Genomic DNA, 18,558 nt, shown 5'->3' with positions numbered 1-18,558 from the left:
CCGTCCGCCCCGGAGCCCTATCGCGGGTCAGTAGAACGAGACGGTCACCTTCGAGCCGGAGATCTTGGCCATGAAGCCGGTGACCGTGACGTCCTTGTACCAGTAGCGGCCCGAGACCCGGGCGTCGCGGGCGTAGAAGTGCACCTTGCCCTTGGCCTTCGCCTCGACCACGTTGGCGGCCACGAGCTTCGGCGACACCTTGCTCCACTTGATCGCGCTGCGCGTCGTCCACTTGATCGTGCTGCTGCGCAGTTTCACTCCGGTCGGCACCCGGACCGCGAACCCGCAGCCCGAGGGCTTCACCTGGTGCTTCTTCAGGCAGGCGGAGAACTTTGCCTTCGCCGCCCTGACCGCCGCGGTCTTGCCCGACGAACTGATCGACACCTTGCCCTGCCCCGTGGTCTGTTCCTCAAGGTCGGTGACGCTGATCGTGGTGGAGCCGTAGCTGAAGTACTTGTTGGCCGCCGTCACCCGGTACACGCCCGGGAAGAGGTTGACCACGGTGCTCGTCGGCTTCACGCCCGCCAGTGCGACAGCGACCTTCTGGGAGGGCAGCCGGGAGATGTCCACGCTGGCGGCCACCTGGTTGAGCCGGAACTGGTCACCGACCTTCGTCACCCCGAAGGTGGTGGTGACCTGCTTGCCGTTGAGTGTGTAGCTGGCGTCGACGCTGGTGGCGTTCGGGTCGGTCACCTCGGCGACCTGGATGTCGGTCAGCTTGCCCCGGGTCGTCGTGGCCAGCACCTTGTTGTCCAGGAAGGTCGTGTCGCCGGCGGGCGCGACGGCCGCCAGGCTCAACGCAGCCATCGAGTCGCCGATGGCGAGGGCCTGCAGGTACGCCGTGACCGCGTCGGACGCCTTCACGGTCGCGACCGTCGGCGGCGGCACCGAGGTCGAGTTGCTCGGCACCGAGGCCGAGGGGACGAAGACCTGGGAGGCGCTGGGCGTGGGATCGGCGGAGTTGCGGTTGTTGACGGCCCAGACGGTGCCGCCCACCAGTGCCAGCCCGACCACGCCGCCGACGACCCCGAGCACCGCCTTGTTGCCGCGCCGGGGCTGGTTCTGCCCCCCGTCGGGCGGGTAGCCCCACGGCTGCTGGGGACCGCCCGGGTAGTTGCCGGCCGGCGGGGCGCCGTAGCCCTGCTGGTCGTAACCCTGCTGGTTGTAGCCCTGCTGGTTGTAGCCCTGCTGGTCACCGTAGCCGCCGGGCTGGCCCTGCCAACCCTGCGCGGCGGGTTGCTGCTGGGTGGGCTGGCCCTGCCAACCCTGGCCGGACGGCTGCTGACCCCAGTCGGGGGCCGGACCCTGCGGCGTCCCGGCCGACGGATAGACAGGCGGCTGGCCCTGCCAACCCTGTCCGGACGGCTGGCCCTGCCCACCCTGGGCCGGCCAGCCCTGGTCGGCGGCGGGAGGTTGCCCCTGCTGGTCCCAGCCGGCGGGAGCCTGCGGCGTCCCCGCCGAGGGGAAGGACGAACCTGCCGGCGGGTAGCCGGACGACTGCCCCGGCCACTGGCCGCCCTCGCCACCCTGGCCGCCGGGCACCGGGCCCTGCTGGTTGCCGTTGCCCATGCCGTCGTACGGTCCGTTCTGGCTCATCGCATGTCCTTCCCCCGCTGTGCAGCAGAGTGTACGGTTCCGGGCGGTCGCCGGTGAACCGACGCGGCTATCCTCAGGCGCATGCCGGCACAGCAGCGCGATTCCCGATGGCCGGGCTGGGTGTACGGCCGGGGTGACGATCCGGACCCACGCTTCAGCCTCGCCAACGAACGCACGTTCCTGGCCTGGGTCCGCACCGGGTTGGCCTTCGTCACCGCCGGACTGGGCATCGCCGCCCTCTCCCACTTCGCCCCGCAGACCGGACGCCGCTTCACCCTGGCCGCGGTGGTGATGCTGCTGTGCGGGGTGGTCTGTGGCGTCACCGCGCTGACCCGCTGGGCGCGCAACGAGCGTGCGATGCGGCTGGGCACGGCGCTGCCGCGACCGACCGTGCTGCCGATGCTCACCGTCGTGCTGCTGCTCATCGCCGGCCTGACCGCCATCACCCTGCTCGGCTGATGTCGGCCTCCGATAACCCCGAGGATGCGATCTGGGACGTCGGGCTGCAGGTCGAGCGAACCTCGCTGGCCTGGCAGCGGGTCAACCTGGCCGGCCTGGGCGCGAGCCTGGTCAGCGCCCGGCTGGTGATCGAGGTCGCTCCCTGGATCGGCTACACCCTGGCGGCGCTCAGCGCCGTGGTCGCCGGGGCGATCACGTTCATCCACGGTCGCCGGTTGGTCAGCACCCGGGGGGCGCTGTTCGTGGGTCGGCGGCTGCCGGACGCCCGGGCGTTCGCGTTGATGGTGCTGTTGCTCATCCTGATCGCCGCGGGCGGGCTGCTCCTGGTGATCGGCGACACCGCCTAGGAATCACGTGCGTGGAAAGTACTTTCCATACTGGAAAGTACTTGCTAGGTTGGGGACATGGAACCGACGAACTACCAGCTCACGCTCACCCAGGCCGACGAACTGGCGCTACGCGCCCACCGCTCGGCGCGCTGGCTGGCTCGCTACTACCTCATCTTCGGCGTCGCGTCGTTGCTGATCGCGCCGGCGTTCGGCGTCCTGCACGGGCTCGCCTGGACGATCGTGCTGACCGGGCTGTGGGCGGTGCTGATCCTCGCGATCAGCCTCTACGCGGCGAAGCAGCGGACGATGGTGCGTGGCGGCGCCCGGATCCACGGCTGGGTGATGGCGGTCTGGACGCTGGTGTGGATGGCCACCGTCGTGCTCGGCAGCACGTACGAACTGGCCTGGCCGTGGTGGCTGGTCGGCGGCGTCGCGATGCTTGTCACCTGCCTGATGGGCGCCCGGGCGGTACTACGCCGGACGAGGCTCGAACCATGATCGACGAGCAGTTCCACTCCTCCGTACGGTTCTCGATCATGGCCTACCTGGTCAGCCTCGACCGCGCCGAGTTCGCCTTCGTCCGCGATGCGATCGGAGCCTCCGACTCGACGCTGTCGAAGCAGGCCGCGGCGCTCGAGGCGGTCGGCTATCTGAGGATCACCAAGGGCCACGTGGGCAAGAGACCACGCACCTGGTACTCGCTCACCGACCAGGGCCGGGCGGCATTCCGCGGCCACCTCGACGCCCTGCGTTCCCTCGCCGAGGCCGCCGCCGGCTACACCGGCCAAGGCTCCGGCTGACACCTTCGCCGATCCACTGAACCTTCGTCGGTCGGGCCCTCTCGGAGTCCGATCCCACGCTCACCCCTGCGGGCCTCGGCCCGTCCCAGCCCATCACCCGGCACCGCCGTGCCCGAACGCGGCCCACTCCCAGCGAAGGAACCGTCATGCCCCTTTCCACCACCCAGCTGCTCGCGATCATCATCGAACTGGCCCTGATGCTGGTGCTGCCCGTCGTTGCGGCGATCTGGTGGTGCCGGCGCCGGCGGGTGCCCGGCTCGGCGCCGCTGATCGCGGCCGGCTGCTATCTGCTGAACCTGGTGGTCAACGTGCCCCTGGTGACCCTGCTGTACCCGAGGCTCGGGCTGCCGCCGCTGGCCGGCTTGGCGCTGACCGCCCTGACCTACGGAGTGTGCGAGGAACTGGCCCGCTGGCTGTCGTTCCGGATCGGCTCGCTACGCCGGCACCGCGACGGCGACGGCGCCATCGCCGCCGGCATCGGGCACGGCGGTACCGAGGCGATCATGTTCGGGTTGCCGTACCTGATCGGCACCCTCAGCCTGCTGCTGGCCCCTTCCCTGCTGCCGCCGGAGACCGTTTCCCAACTGAGCGCCGCCGACCCGTGGGCGTTCATCGGGACGGGACTCGACCGGCTGCCCGCGATGGCCGGCCATCTGGTCTTCGCGCTGCTCGTCGTGCTCGCCTATCGCAGGGGAACGCGGTATCTGCTGCTGGCGATGGGCGCCCACGCCGCTCTCGACTTCACCATGTTCGCTCTGCGCGACTATGCGCCGCTGCCGCTGTTCATCGCGACCTGGGCCGCCGTCGGGCTGGCCGCGTTGCTGCTGGCCGTCCGGCTGTGGCGTCGCACCGCGGCCTGATGGCGCTGGCCGGCTCGGACGACCGGGCTGCCGGCTCAGCCCAGCCGGCCGCCGCTGTTTGCTCAGCCGTCCTCGGGCAACACACAGCCGACCTGGCGCCGCAGCTCGTCCAGCACGGCCATCACGGCGATTGCGTCGTCGAGGGAGTGCCGGGGGCTCTCGGTGCGGCCCTCACGCACGCAACGTTCCAGTTCGAGGGCCTGGAAGTGCATGCCGCGCGAGGTCCGCTGCGGCTCGTACACCTGCACGGGCTCGTTCCCGCGGCCCTGGTGCAGCCGCACCGTCGTCCAGTTGTAGAACGAGCCGGCCAGGTCGAGCCACCCCTCGGTGCCGATCACCGCACCCCGGCAGGGCCCGGCGGTGATCATCGAGGTGTGCGCCTCGGACCGCGCCGCCCCGTGGGTCAGGATCGACGAGACCTCGGCGTCCACGCCGGTCGCGGTGAGGGTGCCGCGGGCGACGATCTCGTCGGGGACGCCGAGCAGGTCGAGCGCGTAGGAGACGTTGTACACGCCCAGGTCGAGCAGCGCCCCACCGGCCAGCAGCGGGTTGAACAGCCGGCCGGCCGGGTCGGGGTTGAGCAGCTGGCTGTGGTCGGTGACGAGCGCCTTCACCTCACCGAGCGAGCCGTCGGCGATCCGGGCCCGGACGAAGTCGGTCGAGGGCAGGAACCGGGCCCACATCGCCTCGAGCGCGAACACGCCGTGCGCCCGCGCCGCGTCGGCCACGGTGCGGGCCTGTCCGGCGGTCACGGTGAACGGCTTCTCGACCAGCACCGGCTTGCCCGCCTCGATCGCCAGCAGCGCGTGCTCGGCGTGGAAGTTGTGGGTGGTGTTGACGTAGACGGCGTCCACGTCAGGGTCGGCGACGAGGGCCTCGTAGCCGGCGTGCGCGGTCGCGATGCCGAACCGGTCGGCGAACCGCTGCGCCTTCGCGCCGGTGCGCGCCGCGACCGCCTGGACGGTCATCCCCTCGGCGAGCAGGTTCTCGGTGAAGATGGCGGCGATTCCGCCCGCGCCCAGCAGTCCCCAACGCAGGTGATCGCTCATGCAGCCCCTTCAGTGAGTTGTACGAGTTCATCGACGATCTCCGAGGCGGTGGCTCCGATGGCCCCGATACCGAGCAGGTCGTGCCAGCGTTCGGCGGTGACGCGGGAGAGCCCGTCGGACACCATCACCACCCGGTAGTCGCGGGACGTGGCGTCGAAGATGGTCGCCCGGGGGCAGTTCGGCAGGTTGCAGCCCGCCACCACCACGGTGTCCACGCCGAGTTGCCGCAGCCGCACGTCGAGGTCGGTGCGGTGGAAGGCGCTCCACCGCGGCTTCCACAGCAGCCATTCGGCCGGGCCCACCGCCTGCACCCCGCCGGCGAGCAGCACCTCGGCGTCCAGCCGCACCGGGCGGCCCAGCAGCTCGGCCGGCACCTCGGCGCCGTCACCGCCCGGCGGCACCGGGCCGCGGCCCGCCGCCACGGCGGCGCGGCGCACCAGGTCGACGTCGCCGCCGTCGTACAACCGCACCACGTGGAAGATCGGACGCCCCGCGTCCCGGAAGGCCTCGGCCAGGGCGGACAGCGCGGGCAGCACGGCGCTGGTGCCGGCGATGGGGGCCGCGCCGCCGTCCAGGAAGTCGGCCTGCACGTCGATCACCACCAGCGCGCTGCTGGCCAGGTGCGGACGCGTCCAGTCGTCGACGCCGGGAAGATGCACCCGCTCAGTACAGCACGGTGGCGAACTCGCCGGCGTGAGCGAAACCCGTGCGCAGGTATGTCCGCACCGCGCGCACGTTGTAGTCGTTGACGTAGAGCGACACCACGTCGTGCTGCCGCAGGATGCCGCGGGTGGCGGCGGCCATTGCGGGTGCGGCCAGCCCGCGGCCGCGCAGGTGCGGCGCCAGCCAGACGCCCTGCACCTGCGCGATGCCGCCGCAGGAGAGCCCGACGTCGGCCTTGAACACCACCGTGCCGTCCTCGACCACCCCCCAGGCCCGGCCCGACTCGACCAGCCCCTGGCAATGCGCCCGGTAGCCGCTGCGGCCGCCGCCGATCGTCGGGTCGACGCCGACCTCCTCGGTGTACATGGCGACCGCGGCGGCCAGGTACGAATCGAACTCGGCCATGGTGATCCGGCGCACCGGAGCCTCGGTGGCCTGCGGGAGCACCTCGCGGGCGACCATCAGGGGCTGCCGGGGCCGGATCTCGCGCTGTGCGGCGTAGCTGCGGCCGCGGCCCGCCAGCACCGCGTGCAGGGCCAGCGCCGCCTCGCTGCGGCCGACGATGGACTGGCACCAGCGGTGCGGTCCCAGGGCGTCGGCGAAGGCGTCGATGGCGGCGTTGCGTTCGTCGTCGTCACAGGGCCCGAGGACGGGCACCAGGTTCGACCCGGCGTGCAGCAGGTGTCGCGGCGCGTTGCCCGGCCACCCGTACAGGGTCGCGGGCGAGCCGGACCACAGCACGCCCGCGTCGACGCGCGACGCCACGAACAGGTTCGCCACCGGATCGGCCGCGAGTAGTTCGCGGACGGGGCCGGCGTCGCGCGTGCCCAGTGCCCGCGCGCGTTTCATCGTGACGCTCCCGGGTTTCAGCTCACCGAGACCATGGGCGCCCCCTCGGGCGCACCCTCGGGGGTCTCCTCGGCCAGCCGGTTCGCCTCGGCGATCAGGGTTTCGACGATCTGGTCCTCGGGGACGGTGCGGATCACCTTGCCCTTGACGAAGATCTGCCCCTTGCCGTTGCCGGACGCCACACCCAGGTCGGCCTCGCGGGCCTCGCCCGGGCCGTTCACGACGCACCCCATCACGGCCACGCGCAGCGGCACCTGCAGGCCCTCAAGACCCTTGGTGACCTCCTCGGCGAGCGTGTAGACGTCGACCTGTGCGCGGCCGCACGAGGGGCAGGAGACGATCTCGAGCTGCCGGGGACGCAGGTTGAGCGACTCCAGGATCTTGATGCCGACCTTGACCTCCTTGGCCGGCGGCGCCGACAGCGACACCCGGATGGTGTCCCCGATGCCCTTGCTCAGCAACGCACCGAAGGCCACCGCGGACTTGATGGTGCCCTGGAAGGACGGCCCAGCCTCGGTCACCCCCAGGTGCAGCGGGTAGTCGCAGGCGTCCGACAGCAACTCATAAGCCCGCACCATCACGACCGGGTCGTGGTGCTTGACCGAGATCTTGAAGTCGCGGAAACCGTGCTCCTCGAACAGCGACGCCTCCCACAGCGCCGACTCGACCAGCGCCTCGGGGGTCGGGGCGCCGTACTTCTCCAGCAGCCGCTTGTCCAGCGAGCCGGCGTTGACGCCGATCCTGATCGAGACGCCCGCGTCGGTGGCGGCGGCGGCGATCTGCTTGACCTGGTCGTCGAACTGACGGATGTTGCCGGGGTTGACCCGGACGGCGGCACAGCCGGCGTCGATCGCGGCGAACACGTACTTGGGTTGGAAGTGGATGTCGGCGATGACCGGGATCTGGCTCTTCTTGGCGATGATGTGCAGCACGTCGGCGTCGTCCTGGCTGGGCACCGCGACGCGCACGATGTCGCAGCCGGTGGCGGTCAGTTCGGCGATCTGCTGCAGGGTGCCGTTGATGTCGGTGGTCTTGGTCGTGGTCATCGACTGCACCGAGACCGGTGCGTCGCCCCCCACGAGCACCTTGCCGACCTTGATCTGCCGGGTCGGCCGGCGCGCGGCCAGCACGGGCGGGGCCGTGACGGGCATCCCGAGATTGACGGTCATGAACTCCTCGTTTCGCGGCGGTCGGTGAGACCGCCGTGGAACAGCCTACTCATCCGGCGCGGGCGGTGCGGCGCGGTGGGTCACCGCGGCGGAGTGCGGCCGTGCGCTGCCGGGCGCGGATTCCACCGGTGCGTGGTGCGGGCAGGGCGTGCGGCCGGTCAGCCCAGCGCGGCGAGTTCGGCCAGCACGCCGGCCGTGCCGTCGGTGACCCGGCACAGCGCACCGACCTCGGCCGCCCTCGACCGGTGGCCGGCACCCGCCACCGCGGCGATCAGCCGAGCCAGGGCGCGGGCGTCGAGCCGGTGCAGCGCGACCGGCTCGGGCCCGACGCCGAGCGCCGCGAGCCGGCGGGCGTGGTAGGCCTGATCGAACACCGCCGGTGCAGCCGCCGACGGCAGCCCGGCGCGCAGCGCGGCCGCAGTGGTCCCGGCACCCGCGTGATGCACCACACCGGCCATCAGGCCGAACAGTTGGTCGTGCGGCAGCGCGCCGTGGGTGCACAGCAGGTCGCCGACGAGTTCGGCGCCCCGCCCCGGAACGGCCGGGGTGGCGACCCGTCGCCCGGACAGCCGGGCCGCCTCGCCGATCAGTTCGAGCCAACGCTCGCCGCCCGCGTCGTTGAGGCTGCCCAGGCCGACCTGCACCGGCGGCTCGCCGCCGGACAGGAAGTCGGCCAGCGGCCGGGGCGGGCTCCATCCGGGCACCGCCGGTGGCCTGATCGCCCCGACCTGGACCACCGCGTCCGGCCAGTCCGGGGCGGGTGGGATGAGCGCGGCGTCCGCGGCCAGCCAGATCGGGTGCGCCAGGGTCGCCGCGGCGACCCCGCTGTCGCCCGGCAGCCGCAGCCCCGCGCCGCGCCGGAACCGGCGGGCCACCACCCGCGAGAGCCCGGACGTCGTGCGCCAGTACCAGCGCACGAAGCCGGCATCGAGCCGTGACCCGGTGAACCGGCGGCCCTCCAGGTGGCTCTCGGGCCGTGCGGTCGGCAGCACCGCGGTGTGCAGCACGGTGGCCATCCGGCAGCCGCGGTCCTCGACGAGGGCCAGGGCGGCGTCCACCGACGCCAGCCCGGTGACCACCGTCGAGCCTGCCGGCACCTCCTCCAGCGCGTCGGCCATGGTCGCGGCCAGCCCGCCCAGCCACCTGCGCAGCAGCACCGGCTGGGCCAGCGGCGTCCGGAAGGCCAGGGCGCCGAGCCAGCTCCGGCCCAGCCGGGTCACCTCGGCCATGCCGGGCCCTAGCCCGCGGAACCGGGCACCGTGGGCGGCCACCAGGTCGGCGTAGTCGTCGACGGCCACCACGGTGGCGCTGCGACCTCGCCGGGCGAGCTCGCCGGCCACGACCGCCAGGGGCTCCACGTCGCCGCGCGAACCCACGGCCAGCAAGGTGACCGGGGCCGGCATCAGAACAGCTGCATGGGGCTGACGACGTCGGCGACGATCAGCACGACTCCGCTGAGGATCAGGAAACCGCCGACCGCGTAGGCGACCGGCAGCAGCATCGCCGTGTCGAAGTGACCGGGATCGGGACGCCGGAACAGCTTCGCCCAGCCGCGGCGGATCGCCTCCCACAGCGCACCGGCGATGTGTCCGCCGTCCAGCGGGGGCAGCGGCACGAAGTTGAACAACGCCAGGAACAGGTTGATCGCCCCCAGCAGCGACCCGAACAGCACCAGCTTGTCGGTGACCTGCAGGTCGTCGCTGGCGACCACCTCGCCCGCCGCCCGGCTGGCACCGACGATGCTGAGCGGCCCGTAGATGTCGCGTGGCTTGCCCTGAACCAGGTCGGCGAGCACGTTGTAGACCTTCACCGGGAACTTCGCGATCGCCACCACGCTCTGCTCGGTCATCGTCCACATCTGCTGCACGACCTCGACCGGCCCGCCCTTGACGAGTTCGGAGGTGGGCGTGATGCCGAACCAGCCGGCCGGGATGCGGACGCTGGGGTCGAGCTCGTCCTGGACGCCGGAGACGACCGTGTCGACCTCGGTGAGCGGCACCCGGACGCCGTCGCGTTCCACCACCAGCCGGGCCGGGCCGTCCAGGTTCGCCCGGATCAGGTCGACCAGTTGGCCGTAGTCGGTGATCGCGACGCCGTTGAACTCGACGATCCGGTCGCCGGCACGGATGCCGGACTTGGCGGCCGGGGTGTCGGGGACGAAGCACTGGGTGGTCGGCTGGTTCTCCCGGATGATGCAGGGCTGGACCTCGGCTACCACCGGCTGCGGCACCCAGGTGCCGTGCAGCCCGATGATCGACCAGAACAGCACGAAGGCGATCAGCACGTTCATCGCCGGGCCGCCCGCCATCACCACGAGCTTCTGCCAGGTCCTCTTCTGGTAGAACAACCGGTTGCCGGACACGTCGGTGGGGGTGATCTCCGACCATTCGTACTCGCGCGCGGCGTCGGCGAATCTGGTGAGGCGGTTGCCGGCCCGGCCGGCGCGCGCCGGCGGATACATGCCCAACAGCCGGACGAAGCCGCCCAACGGGATCCACTTCACGCCGTACTCGGTCTCACCCCGCACCGTCGACCAGATGGTCGGGCCGAAACCGACGAAGTACTGCGGCACCCGGACGCCGAACGCCTTGGCGGGCACCATGTGGCCGATCTCGTGCAGCGCGATCGACACCATGATGCAGCCGAAGAAGACGATCGCGAACACGATCGTGACAACGGTGTTCATACCAGCTCCCCGACGAGTTCGCCGGCCCGCGCCCGGCCCCAGGCGTCGGCCGCCAGGACGGTTTCGACGGACAACGCCGCCGGCGGCGACGAGGCCAGGTGTTCCTCCACGACGGCCGCCACCGTGTCGACGATGCCGGTGAAGCCGAGGCGTCCGTCACAGAAGGCGTCCACGCAGACCTCGTTGGCGGCGTTGTAGACGGCCGGCGCGGTGCCGCCGGCGTGGCCGCAGCGGCGGGCCAGTTCGACGGCCGGGAACGCGTCGGCGTCCAGCGGCTCGAAGTGCCAGTCGATCGGCCGGCTCCAGTCGAAGCCGCGCACGGCGCCCGGCAGCCGCTCCGGCCAGTTCAGGGCGAGCGCGATGGGGAGCTTCATGTCCGGCGGCGAGCACTGGGCGATTGTCGAGCCGTCACAGAACTCGACCATCGAGTGCACCGCCGAGGTGGGATGCACCACGACCTGGATGGCGTCCAGGTCGACGCCGTAGAGCAGGTGCGCCTCGAGCAGCTCGAGGCCCTTGTTGACCAGGGTGGCGGAGTTGATGGTGATGATCCGGCCCATGGTCCAGGTGGGGTGCGCCAGCGCCTGCTCGGGGGTGACGTCGACGAGTTCGTCGCGGCGCCGTCCACGAAACGGCCCCCCGGACGCGGTCAGCACCAGCCGGCCGACCTCGTCGGCACGGCCCGCGCGCAGCGCCTGGGCGAACGCCGAATGCTCCGAGTCGACCGCGATGAGCTGGCCGGGTGCGGCCGCTGCCGTGACCAGTTCGCCACCGATGACCAGCGACTCCTTATTGGCCAGGGCGAGGGCGTTGCCGGCCCGCAGCGCAGCCAGGGTCGGCTCCAGGCCGGCCGCGCCGGTGATCGCGTTCAGCACCACGTCACAGGGCTGCGCGGCAAGGCGGCTGGAGGCGTCCGGCCCCGACCAGACCGCCGTCTGCGCGGGCAGCCGACCGGCCAGCGTCGCGGCGGCGGCGGGCGTGGGGACGGCGACGACGTCCGGGGTGAAGTCGTGCGCCTGGGCGATCAGGGCGTCCAGGTTGCCACCCCCCGACGACAGGCCCACCACCCGGAAACGGTCGCGGTGGCCGTCGATCACCTCCAGGGTCTGGGTACCGATCGATCCGGTTGATCCGAGCAGGACGACGTCACGCACCGGGCAAGGCTACACAGCGCCGGTCACAGCGACATCAGCCACAGGCCCAAGCCGGCCGCGAGGAGGCCGGCCAGCAACCCGCCGGCGGCGTGCACGAGCGACGCGACCGGACGCCCGGCCCGCAGCAATCGGACCCCTTCGACGCAGGCGGTGCTGAAGGTCGTGAAGCCGCCGCAGAAGCCCGTGCCGGCCACGCTCACCCAGTCGGGGGCGCCCGCCTTGAAGGTGAGCCACCCGGTCAGCAGCCCGAGCAGGACCGAGCCGGCGGTGTTGATGGTGAGCGTGCCGACCGGCATCCGCAGGTTGTGCAGCCGGGCGATCGCCGCGTCGCTGTGGAATCGTGCCACCGCCCCGAGACCTCCGGCCAGGGCCACCAGGAAGGCGATCATGGTGTCGCCCTCCGCACCAGGCGTCCGGCCAACAGCATCCCGCCCAGCGCGCCGGCCAGACCGAGCAGCACGCTGGCGACGGCGTAGCCGAGGGCGGCCAGGACGGCGCCGTGCTCGAGCAGCCGCACCGTTTCGACCGCGAACGTGCTGTAGGTGGTGTAGCCGCCCATCACGCCGGTGCCCACCCCGAGCCTGAGGTACTGCCGGACGCCGACGTCGGGACCGCGGCGGCTGAGCGTCTCGAGCAGCAGGCCGAGCAGGAAGGCGCCGCTGAGGTTGATCAGGAAGGTGGCCCACGGCCAGCCGCCCGGCTGGGCCGGGAAGGCGGCCTCCAGGGCTGCCCGGAAGGCGGTGCCGATCGTTCCGCCGACCAGCACCACCGCGGAGCGCCCGCCGGGCAGCCGACGGGCGGCGGCTGTCAAGTCCACGGCATCGGCGCCTTCCAGTCGACGACGGTGAGCGGCACCGCGAGCACCGGCCGGTGCTGGTGCTGGGCGAGCTTGAGCGACAGGCTGCCGTCGAGGAACTCGCGGACCTTCGCGTTGCGTTCGGGGGCGTGGGCGCCGACGATGATCACCGCCGCGTCGACCGCCCTGGCGAGGTGGGTGAGCGACCGGTCGGGCCGGCCGGCGAGGTAACGGAACTCCCAGGCCGGGCCCTTAGTGAGCGTCGCCCGCAGCTCGGCGAGCAGGGTCGCCTCGGTGCGGCGCCAGCCCTCGTCGTCGGAGTCCGGGTTGATGTCACTGTGCTGCACGGTCCCGTCGGGGAACTCCTGCTCGACGAAGCGCTGCTCGTCGACGTAGGCGAAGTAGAGCCGCCCGCGCGTGGTGCGGGCGAAGTCCGCCGCCGTCAGCGGCAGCAACGGGTCGCCGCCGGGGCGCACCGCCGCCACGATCGCACCGCCCGCGAAGGGGGTCATCCGGTCCGGGTGGGGCTGGGGTACGTGGTGCTGCATGCCGGGGTCTCCTTTACCGTGCGGGGCCACGCTAGTACGAGCCGATCCAGACGGGCCGGCGGGTCGGCCCGTGGCCGGGCCTGCTCCCCTGCCCGCCGGGCGGCCGCACCACTAGCGTGGCGGTCGTGCGCATCGATCTGGAGTCGCTGGCGGAGTTCGACGACCATCTCGCCGGCTCGGGTTCGCTGGCCGGGGTGTTCGTCCAGTCGGTCGACCTGACCGGCCGCTCAGCCCAGTTGCAGGGAGTCGAGGTGGCCGGTGCGGTGTTCCTGGGCTGCGGCCTGCGGGCGGCGGACGCCTCGGCGCTCGGCCGGCGCGGCGCGCTCGTCTTCCCGACGCTGCCCGACCTGCCGTTCGACCCGTACCGGCCACTGCTCTACACCCCCGACGACCTGTACGCGGGACTCGCCGGGGGCTACCCCGCCACGGTGGACGCCGCGATCTTCCGCTGGGCGCGGCGGCGGTTGCGGCCCGGGGCGCTGGACGCCGACCTGGCGGTCGCCCTGCACGACCACGCGATGACCGAGGCGCTGCAGCAGCGCCTCGGCGGGCTGTCCCCGACGCGGCTGGTCGGCATCATGGGCGGTCACGCCGAACCACGCGGGTCGGGACCCTACCGGGCTGCGGCGGCCCTGGGTCACGCGCTGGCGGCGTCCGGTTTCGTGGTGATCTCGGGCGGCGGGCCGGGCTCCATGGAGGCGGCGAATCTGGGCGCCGCGTTCAGCGGAGCGGCGTCCGAACTCGACGGGGTCGTCGACGCGCTGCTCGCCGGCGCGTCGTGGGCCGAGGACGTCACCGGCTGGGCCCGCTCGGCGCAGGCGGTCACCCGGCAGTACCCCTGCGAGCGGCTGTCGATCGGCGTCCCGACCTGGTTCTACGGCCACGAGCCGCCCAACCTGTTCGCCACCGGCATCGCCAAGTACTTCACCAACGCACTGCGTGAGGACGCGCTGCTGCGGCTGTGCCGTGGTGGCATCGTCTACCTGCCCGGCGCGGCCGGCACGGTGCAGGAGGTGTTCCAGGCGGTCACGCCGAACTACTACGCGGCCGACGGCGAGCCGTTGACCCCGCTGGTGCTGGTCGGCACCGAGTACTGGACCGAGACGGTGCCGGTGTGGCCGTTGCTGCATTCGCTGGGCCGCGGACGCCGGCTCGGCGACCGTCCACCTGGTCGGCGAGGTCCTAGAGGTGCCCGGGCTGCTCAGCTCAGCCGCGCCCGCCGGGCGGCCCTCAGCGAGCGGCTGAAGGCGGCGGCGAACCAGCGCTGCCGGCTCTCACCGCTCACCCCGAGCGTGCCGGCGCGCTGCTCGGCGACGGTCTGCACGACGGTGTACTTCAGCAGCCCGTCGGTGCCGTGCCTTCCGCCGGTGCCGGACAGGCCGCGGGCGCCCATGGCCGCGGCGGTGGCACCCCACGAGGCCAGGTAGCTCTCGTTGATGCTGACGGTGCCGGTCCGCAGCCGCGGCGCCAGGGTGCGGGCGGCGGCGCGGTCGCCGGTAACGATGGTGGCGTGCAGGCCGTAGTCGGAGTCGTTGACCAGGCGGACCGCCGCGTCGTCGTCGTCGACCCGGTAGACGCTGAGCACCGGCCCGAACGTCTCGGCGTCGCGGACCTCCATCGCCGCGGTGACACCCTCGAGCACCGTCGGCTCGTAGACCCAGGGCCCGATGTCGGGCCTGGCCCGGCCACCGGTCAGCACCCTGGCGCCGTGCCGGCGCGCGTCGTCGACGTGGGCCACCACCCGCTGCAACTGATCGGCGCCGATCAGGGAGCCCATGTCGTAGCCGTAGCCGAGTCCGACGCCGAGCCGCAGCCGGCGCACCGCGGGCAGGAAGGCAGCCAGGAACTGCTCGGCGATGTCGGCGTGCAGCAGCAACCGCTCGGTGTGCACACAGACCTGGCCGGCCCCGGCGAACGCGCTGCTGAGGGCGATCCTGACCGCGGCGTCCAGGTTAGCGTCGGCGCGCACGTAGAGGGCGTTCTTGCCGCCGAGTTCGAGGTGGCAGCCGATCAGCCGGTGCGCGGCCAGCAGCGCCACCATCCGCCCCGTGCGGGTCGAGCCGGTGAAGCTGACGTAGTCGGTGCAACGGATCACCGCCTCACCGATCGGGTCTCCGTCACCGGTCACCACCTGCAGGACGCCGGGCGGCAGGCCCGCTTCGCGGAGCTGGCGCAGCCCCCATAACGCCGACAGGCTGGTGCGCGGGTCGGGGCGCAGCAGCACCGCGTTGCCGGCCAGCAGGGCCGCCGTGGCCTCACCGAGGGTCAGGGCGAACGGATAGTTCCAGGGCGTGACGATGCCGACCACCCCACGGGGCTGCCGGGTCTGGGTGGCGGTGGCCAGCATCGGCAGCGCGCCGCGCCGGCGGCGGGGGGCGAGCAGCGAGGCGGCCCGCCGGGCGTAGTGCCGCGCCACGTTGGCAACCTCGGCGATCTCCTCGAAGGCGTTGGCCCGGGTCTTGCCGGTCTCCCGCTGGATGAGGTCGAGCAGCTCGTCCTGACCGGCCAGCAGCCGGTCGTGGAAGTCGAGCACGATCGCGGCCCGGCGGCCCGGGTTGAGCGCCTGCCAAGCCCGCTGCGCGGCCCGTCCGACCTGCACCGCGCAGGTGACGTCGGAGGTGGTGGAAAGGGGCAGGTCGACCAGTGGCTTGTCGTCCAACGGGCTGCGGATGCGTCGGACGTCGGCGTCCGGCTCGGCGACGATCGCGTCGGTCAGGTCGCTCAGGTGGGGCGCAGCTCGCACGGTGTGTCGTCTCCCGGCCACCGTGCGCATGGTTCAGGGTAACGCCGTCGGGTCGCAGTGCGGCAACGGTTGTGAAAGCTGTGCCCGGTGGAACCTGGAGGGCCGCGGGAGCCGTCCGGGACGCCCGGCGGTCCGGCGATCAGGCGCGGGCCAGCTCCGTGGCCGCGAGCTGGCCGCAGGCCCCGTCGATCTCACGGCCGCGGGTGTCGCGGACGGTCACGGTCACCCCGCGTCGCTCCAGGGTCGCGACGAAGGCGGCCTCGTCGCGGCGCCGCGACGCCGTCCACTTGGACCCGGGAGTCGGGTTGAGCGGGATCAGGTTGACGTGCACCCAGCCGGTGCCGCCGTCGCGGCGCAGCAGGTCGGCGAGCAGGTCGGCGCGGTGCGGCTGGTCGTTGACGTCACGGATCAGCGCGTACTCGATCGACACCCGGCGCCCGGTGAGCCGGAAATAGCGGTGCGCGGCCTCGACCACCTCGGCCACGTTCCAGCGGGTGTTGATTGGGCACAGCTCGTCGCGCAGTTCGTCGTCCGGCGCGTGCAGGCTGACCGCCAGGGTGACCGGGACGCCGGCGTCGGCCAGCGCGTTGATCCGGGGCACCAGCCCCACGGTCGAGACGGTGATGCCGCGGGCGCTGATGCCGAGGCCGTGCGGGGCGGGCGCGGTGAGCGTGCCGATGGTGGCCTGCACGGCCTTGAAGTTGGCCAGCGGTTCACCCATGCCCATGAAGACGATGTTGTTGACCCGGCCCGGCCCGCCGGGGATCTCACCGTCGCGCAGGATGCGGGCGCCGGCGATCACCTGGGCGAGGATCTCGCCGGCCGACAGGTTGCGCTGCAGGCCACCCTGGCCGGTGGCGCAGAACGGGCAGGCCATCCCGCAACCGGCCTGCGACGAGATGCACAGGGTCGCCCGGTTGCGACCCGAGCCGGACGCCCGCACGCCGGGCACCCCGTAACGCATCAGCACCGACTCGATCAGCGAGCCGTCGTGCAGGCGCCACAGTGTCTTCAGTGTGGTGCCCCCGTCGCAGGAGAGCGGACGGACGTTGGTCAGCAGCGGCGGCAGCAGCGCCTCGGCAACCCTGCCGCGGGCCGCCGCCGGCAGGTCGGTCCAGCCGGAGGGGTCGACGTCCAGGTGCTCGAACAGGTGTCGGTTGATCTGGTCGGCGCGGAAGCGTGGCAGGCCCAGCTCGGCCACGGCGTCGGAGCGTTCGTCGGCGGTGAGGTCGAGCCAGTGCCGCGGCGGCTTGCCGCGGCGCGGAGCCGCCATGGTGAGCGGCATCGTCGCTCCGGCGCGCACCCGGTCCTCCAGCGCGGCGTAGGCGCTCACCTCGTCGGGCCGCAGCCCGTCCCCGGTGTTGCCGGCCTGGTCGGTCATCTCGTCCTCGTGGGTCGGGGGTCGGTTCAGTTGGGGATCAGCAGGAACATGATCAGCCAGGCCACCGGCCCGGCAACCAGGATCGAGTCGAGCCGGTCCATCGCCCCGCCGTGGCCGGGCAGGAACGACGACATGTCCTTGATGCCGACATCGCGTTTGACCAGCGACTCGATCAGGTCGCCGCAGGTCCCGGCGGCCACGATGCAGACGGCCAGCAGCAGCCCCACCCACCAGGTGGAGCCGAGCCACCACACGGTGAGCGGGACGGCCACCGCGCCGGCCAGGCCGACCGAGCCGGCCAGGCCCTCCCAGGTCTTCTTCGGGCTGATCTGCGGCGCCATCGGGTGCTTGCCCAGGCGCGCGCCCACCGCGTAGCCGCCGGTGTCGGTGCCCATCACGATCAGCAGCGTGACCGCCATCTTCGCCGACCCGTTGGGTGAGGCCAGGATGAGGCCGGTGAACGAGCCCAGCAGCGGGATGTAGCCGATGGTGAACAGGCTCGCCGCGGCGTCCTTGACGTAGCCGGCGGCGCCCGCCGGCATCCGCCAGATCAGCGCGGCCAGCACGGTGGCGCCGAGGAATCCGAGCAGCACCGAATGCCACGGCAGTGCCCCCTGCGGCATGGTGGCGGCTGCGTAGGAGCCGCAGATCACCGCGACCGTGCCCGCCACGATCGGGATGATGGCCGAGTTCATCCCGATCCGCTTCAGCGCGTCGTGGAGTTCGACGGTGCCGAGGGTGAGCATCGCGGTGACGAGCAGGACGAAACCCCAGTGCCAGTAGAGCAGGGTGAGCACCACGGCGGCGGCCAGGCCGAGCCCCACCGCGATCGCGGCGGGGAGGTCGCGCCCGGCGCGCGACTTCACCACCTGATCAGTTGCCGGTGCCTCCTGCTCGCCCGCCATCAGACGGCCAGCAATTCCGCTTCCTTGGACTTCAGCAGCTCATCGATGGTGTCGACGTACTTGCGGGTGACGCCGTCGAGCTGCTTCTCAGCGCCGCGGGCATCGTCCTCGCCGACCTCCTTGTCCTTGACCAGCTTGTGCACCTGGTCGTTGGCGTGCCGGCGGATGTTGCGCACCGCCACCCGGGCCTCCTCGGCCTTGCCGCGTGCGAGCTTGATGTAGTCCTTGCGGCGCTCCTCGGAGAGCTGCGGCATCACCACGCGGATGACGTTGCCGTCGTTGGCCGGATTGACGCCCAGGTCGGAGTCGCGGATCGCCTTCTCGATGCCGGCCATCGAGGACCGGTCGAACGGGCTGATCAGCACCGTGCGTGCCTCCGGCACCTGGAAGGTGGCCAGCTGCTGCAGCGGGGTCGGCGCACCGTAGTAGTCGACCATCAGCTTGTTGAACATGGCCGGGTGGGCGCGTCCGGTCCGGATCGCCGCGAAATCCTCGCGGGCGTGCTCGACGGCACCCTTCATCTTCTGTTCGGCGTCGGTGATGATGGCGGGGATCATCGTGATCCTTTCCG

20 protein-coding genes and 1 pseudogene are annotated in these 18,558 nt (G+C 72.2%); 6 read left to right on the top strand and 15 right to left on the bottom strand.

From position 1 onward, the window contains the following. Positions 1 to 27 precede the first annotated feature (27 nt). Positions 28 to 1,596, bottom strand: coding sequence for a hypothetical protein (locus tag OIE40_RS04405; RefSeq protein WP_264700398.1), 1,569 nt, complete (start codon positions 1,594 to 1,596; stop codon positions 28 to 30). Between the two features lie 81 nt (positions 1,597 to 1,677). On the opposite strand from OIE40_RS04405, the gene OIE40_RS04400 reads away from it, so the two are divergent. The 5 genes from OIE40_RS04400 to OIE40_RS04380 all read left to right on the top strand — a co-directional run bounded on the left by OIE40_RS04400 (position 1,678) and on the right by OIE40_RS04380 (position 4,044). Next, complete coding sequence (locus OIE40_RS04400; RefSeq protein ID WP_264700397.1) at positions 1,678 to 2,055, top strand: YidH family protein; 378 nt, start codon at positions 1,678 to 1,680, stop codon at positions 2,053 to 2,055. Beyond that, the gene (locus OIE40_RS04395) at positions 2,055 to 2,402 is read left to right on the top strand and encodes a DUF202 domain-containing protein (RefSeq protein ID WP_264700396.1); all 348 of its coding nucleotides are present in this window, start codon (positions 2,055 to 2,057) and stop codon (positions 2,400 to 2,402) included. The genes OIE40_RS04400 and OIE40_RS04395 overlap by 1 nt, the downstream gene beginning before the upstream one ends. Before the next feature lie 57 nt (positions 2,403 to 2,459). Continuing rightward, positions 2,460 to 2,882 (top strand): hypothetical protein, encoded by a 423-nt coding sequence (locus tag OIE40_RS04390; RefSeq protein ID WP_264700395.1) that lies wholly within the window; start codon positions 2,460 to 2,462, stop codon positions 2,880 to 2,882. After that, positions 2,879 to 3,184, top strand: a complete 306-nt coding sequence (locus OIE40_RS04385; RefSeq protein WP_264700394.1) for a winged helix-turn-helix domain-containing protein — start codon at positions 2,879 to 2,881, stop codon at positions 3,182 to 3,184. Before OIE40_RS04390 ends, OIE40_RS04385 begins: the two co-directional genes overlap by 4 nt. A 146-nt stretch (positions 3,185 to 3,330) precedes the next feature. Next, a complete protein-coding gene (locus OIE40_RS04380) occupies positions 3,331 to 4,044 on the top strand; it encodes a YhfC family glutamic-type intramembrane protease (RefSeq protein WP_264700393.1) in 714 nt (237 codons plus the stop codon). A gap of 62 nt (positions 4,045 to 4,106) precedes the next feature. Here OIE40_RS04380 and OIE40_RS04375 read toward each other — a convergent pair whose 3' ends face one another. The 10 genes from OIE40_RS04375 to OIE40_RS04330 all read right to left on the bottom strand — a co-directional run bounded on the left by OIE40_RS04375 (position 4,107) and on the right by OIE40_RS04330 (position 12,958). Further along, positions 4,107 to 5,093, bottom strand: coding sequence for a Gfo/Idh/MocA family protein (locus OIE40_RS04375; RefSeq protein ID WP_264700392.1), 987 nt, complete (start codon positions 5,091 to 5,093; stop codon positions 4,107 to 4,109). Further along, positions 5,090 to 5,752, bottom strand: a complete 663-nt coding sequence (locus OIE40_RS04370) for a cysteine hydrolase family protein (protein ID WP_264700391.1) — start codon at positions 5,750 to 5,752, stop codon at positions 5,090 to 5,092. Before OIE40_RS04370 ends, OIE40_RS04375 begins: the two co-directional genes overlap by 4 nt. 4 nt (positions 5,753 to 5,756) lie before the next feature. Next, positions 5,757 to 6,605 carry a GNAT family N-acetyltransferase gene (locus OIE40_RS04365; protein ID WP_264700390.1) on the bottom strand — a complete coding sequence of 283 codons (849 nt, stop codon included), beginning with the start codon at positions 6,603 to 6,605 and terminating at the stop codon, positions 5,757 to 5,759. A gap of 17 nt (positions 6,606 to 6,622) precedes the next feature. Then, positions 6,623 to 7,774: a flavodoxin-dependent (E)-4-hydroxy-3-methylbut-2-enyl-diphosphate synthase gene (gene ispG / locus OIE40_RS04360; protein WP_264700389.1), complete on the bottom strand. Its 1,152-nt coding sequence runs from the start codon at positions 7,772 to 7,774 to the stop codon at positions 6,623 to 6,625. A gap of 158 nt (positions 7,775 to 7,932) precedes the next feature. After that, positions 7,933 to 9,177, bottom strand: a complete 1,245-nt coding sequence (locus OIE40_RS04355) for a nucleotide disphospho-sugar-binding domain-containing protein (RefSeq protein WP_264700388.1) — start codon at positions 9,175 to 9,177, stop codon at positions 7,933 to 7,935. Beyond that, positions 9,177 to 10,460, bottom strand: coding sequence for a M50 family metallopeptidase (locus OIE40_RS04350; RefSeq protein WP_264700387.1), 1,284 nt, complete (start codon positions 10,458 to 10,460; stop codon positions 9,177 to 9,179). Before OIE40_RS04350 ends, OIE40_RS04355 begins: the two co-directional genes overlap by 1 nt. Further along, positions 10,457 to 11,614: a 1-deoxy-D-xylulose-5-phosphate reductoisomerase gene (gene dxr / locus OIE40_RS04345; RefSeq protein WP_264700386.1), complete on the bottom strand. Its 1,158-nt coding sequence runs from the start codon at positions 11,612 to 11,614 to the stop codon at positions 10,457 to 10,459. Before dxr ends, OIE40_RS04350 begins: the two co-directional genes overlap by 4 nt. A gap of 23 nt (positions 11,615 to 11,637) precedes the next feature. Next, a complete protein-coding gene (locus tag OIE40_RS04340; protein ID WP_264700384.1) occupies positions 11,638 to 12,003 on the bottom strand; it encodes a fluoride efflux transporter FluC in 366 nt (121 codons plus the stop codon). Further along, positions 12,000 to 12,431: a FluC/FEX family fluoride channel gene (locus OIE40_RS04335; RefSeq protein ID WP_264700382.1), complete on the bottom strand. Its 432-nt coding sequence runs from the start codon at positions 12,429 to 12,431 to the stop codon at positions 12,000 to 12,002. Before OIE40_RS04335 ends, OIE40_RS04340 begins: the two co-directional genes overlap by 4 nt. Continuing rightward, a complete protein-coding gene (locus OIE40_RS04330) occupies positions 12,422 to 12,958 on the bottom strand; it encodes a universal stress protein (RefSeq protein ID WP_264700380.1) in 537 nt (178 codons plus the stop codon). Before OIE40_RS04330 ends, OIE40_RS04335 begins: the two co-directional genes overlap by 10 nt. 80 nt (positions 12,959 to 13,038) lie before the next feature. Here OIE40_RS04330 and OIE40_RS17130 point away from each other — a divergent pair. Further along, positions 13,039 to 14,203 (top strand): annotated as a pseudogene (locus tag OIE40_RS17130) (LOG family protein). On the opposite strand, the gene OIE40_RS04320 reads toward OIE40_RS17130, so the two are convergent. From OIE40_RS04320 to frr, 4 genes are all read right to left on the bottom strand, one after another. Further along, on the bottom strand, positions 14,160 to 15,701 hold the full coding sequence (locus OIE40_RS04320) for a succinic semialdehyde dehydrogenase (RefSeq protein WP_264700378.1): 1,542 nt from the start codon (positions 15,699 to 15,701) through the stop codon (positions 14,160 to 14,162). The pseudogene OIE40_RS17130 and the gene OIE40_RS04320 overlap by 44 nt on opposite strands. Positions 15,702 to 15,840: 139 nt before the next feature. Next, positions 15,841 to 16,986, bottom strand: a complete 1,146-nt coding sequence (gene rlmN / locus OIE40_RS04315; RefSeq protein WP_264700684.1) for a dual-specificity RNA methyltransferase RlmN — start codon at positions 16,984 to 16,986, stop codon at positions 15,841 to 15,843. Between the two features lie 122 nt (positions 16,987 to 17,108). Further along, complete coding sequence (locus tag OIE40_RS04310) at positions 17,109 to 17,987, bottom strand: phosphatidate cytidylyltransferase (protein ID WP_264700376.1); 879 nt, start codon at positions 17,985 to 17,987, stop codon at positions 17,109 to 17,111. After that, a complete protein-coding gene (frr, locus tag OIE40_RS04305) occupies positions 17,987 to 18,541 on the bottom strand; it encodes a ribosome recycling factor (RefSeq protein WP_264700682.1) in 555 nt (184 codons plus the stop codon). Before frr ends, OIE40_RS04310 begins: the two co-directional genes overlap by 1 nt. Positions 18,542 to 18,558 lie beyond the last annotated feature (17 nt).

This window comes from Micropruina sonneratiae (assembly GCF_025972045.1).
Classification (GTDB): Bacteria; Actinomycetota; Actinomycetes; order Propionibacteriales; family Propionibacteriaceae; genus Micropruina; species Micropruina sonneratiae.
This window is presented reverse-complemented; position numbering and strand designations above follow the sequence as displayed.

What these genes read in the sequence shown, in the direction of transcription:
- OIE40_RS04405 (WP_264700398.1), bottom strand. Translation starts at nt 1,596, where the DNA reads ATGAGCCAGAACGGACCGTACGACGGCATGGGCAACGGCAACCAGCAG.
- OIE40_RS04340 (WP_264700384.1), bottom strand. Translation starts at nt 12,003, where the DNA reads ATGATCGCCTTCCTGGTGGCCCTGGCCGGAGGTCTCGGGGCGGTGGCA.
- OIE40_RS04355 (WP_264700388.1), bottom strand. Translation starts at nt 9,177, where the DNA reads ATGCCGGCCCCGGTCACCTTGCTGGCCGTGGGTTCGCGCGGCGACGTG.
- OIE40_RS04375 (WP_264700392.1), bottom strand. Translation starts at nt 5,093, where the DNA reads ATGAGCGATCACCTGCGTTGGGGACTGCTGGGCGCGGGCGGAATCGCC.
- OIE40_RS04310 (WP_264700376.1), bottom strand. Translation starts at nt 17,987, where the DNA reads ATGGCGGGCGAGCAGGAGGCACCGGCAACTGATCAGGTGGTGAAGTCG.
- OIE40_RS04350 (WP_264700387.1), bottom strand. Translation starts at nt 10,460, where the DNA reads ATGAACACCGTTGTCACGATCGTGTTCGCGATCGTCTTCTTCGGCTGC.
- OIE40_RS04395 (WP_264700396.1), top strand. Translation starts at nt 2,055, where the DNA reads ATGTCGGCCTCCGATAACCCCGAGGATGCGATCTGGGACGTCGGGCTG.
- OIE40_RS04365 (WP_264700390.1), bottom strand. Translation starts at nt 6,605, where the DNA reads ATGAAACGCGCGCGGGCACTGGGCACGCGCGACGCCGGCCCCGTCCGC.
- OIE40_RS04330 (WP_264700380.1), bottom strand. Translation starts at nt 12,958, where the DNA reads ATGCAGCACCACGTACCCCAGCCCCACCCGGACCGGATGACCCCCTTC.
- OIE40_RS04400 (WP_264700397.1), top strand. Translation starts at nt 1,678, where the DNA reads ATGCCGGCACAGCAGCGCGATTCCCGATGGCCGGGCTGGGTGTACGGC.
- OIE40_RS04385 (WP_264700394.1), top strand. Translation starts at nt 2,879, where the DNA reads ATGATCGACGAGCAGTTCCACTCCTCCGTACGGTTCTCGATCATGGCC.
- ispG (WP_264700389.1), bottom strand. Translation starts at nt 7,774, where the DNA reads ATGACCGTCAATCTCGGGATGCCCGTCACGGCCCCGCCCGTGCTGGCC.
- rlmN (WP_264700684.1), bottom strand. Translation starts at nt 16,986, where the DNA reads ATGCCGCTCACCATGGCGGCTCCGCGCCGCGGCAAGCCGCCGCGGCAC.
- OIE40_RS04390 (WP_264700395.1), top strand. Translation starts at nt 2,460, where the DNA reads ATGGAACCGACGAACTACCAGCTCACGCTCACCCAGGCCGACGAACTG.
- OIE40_RS04380 (WP_264700393.1), top strand. Translation starts at nt 3,331, where the DNA reads ATGCCCCTTTCCACCACCCAGCTGCTCGCGATCATCATCGAACTGGCC.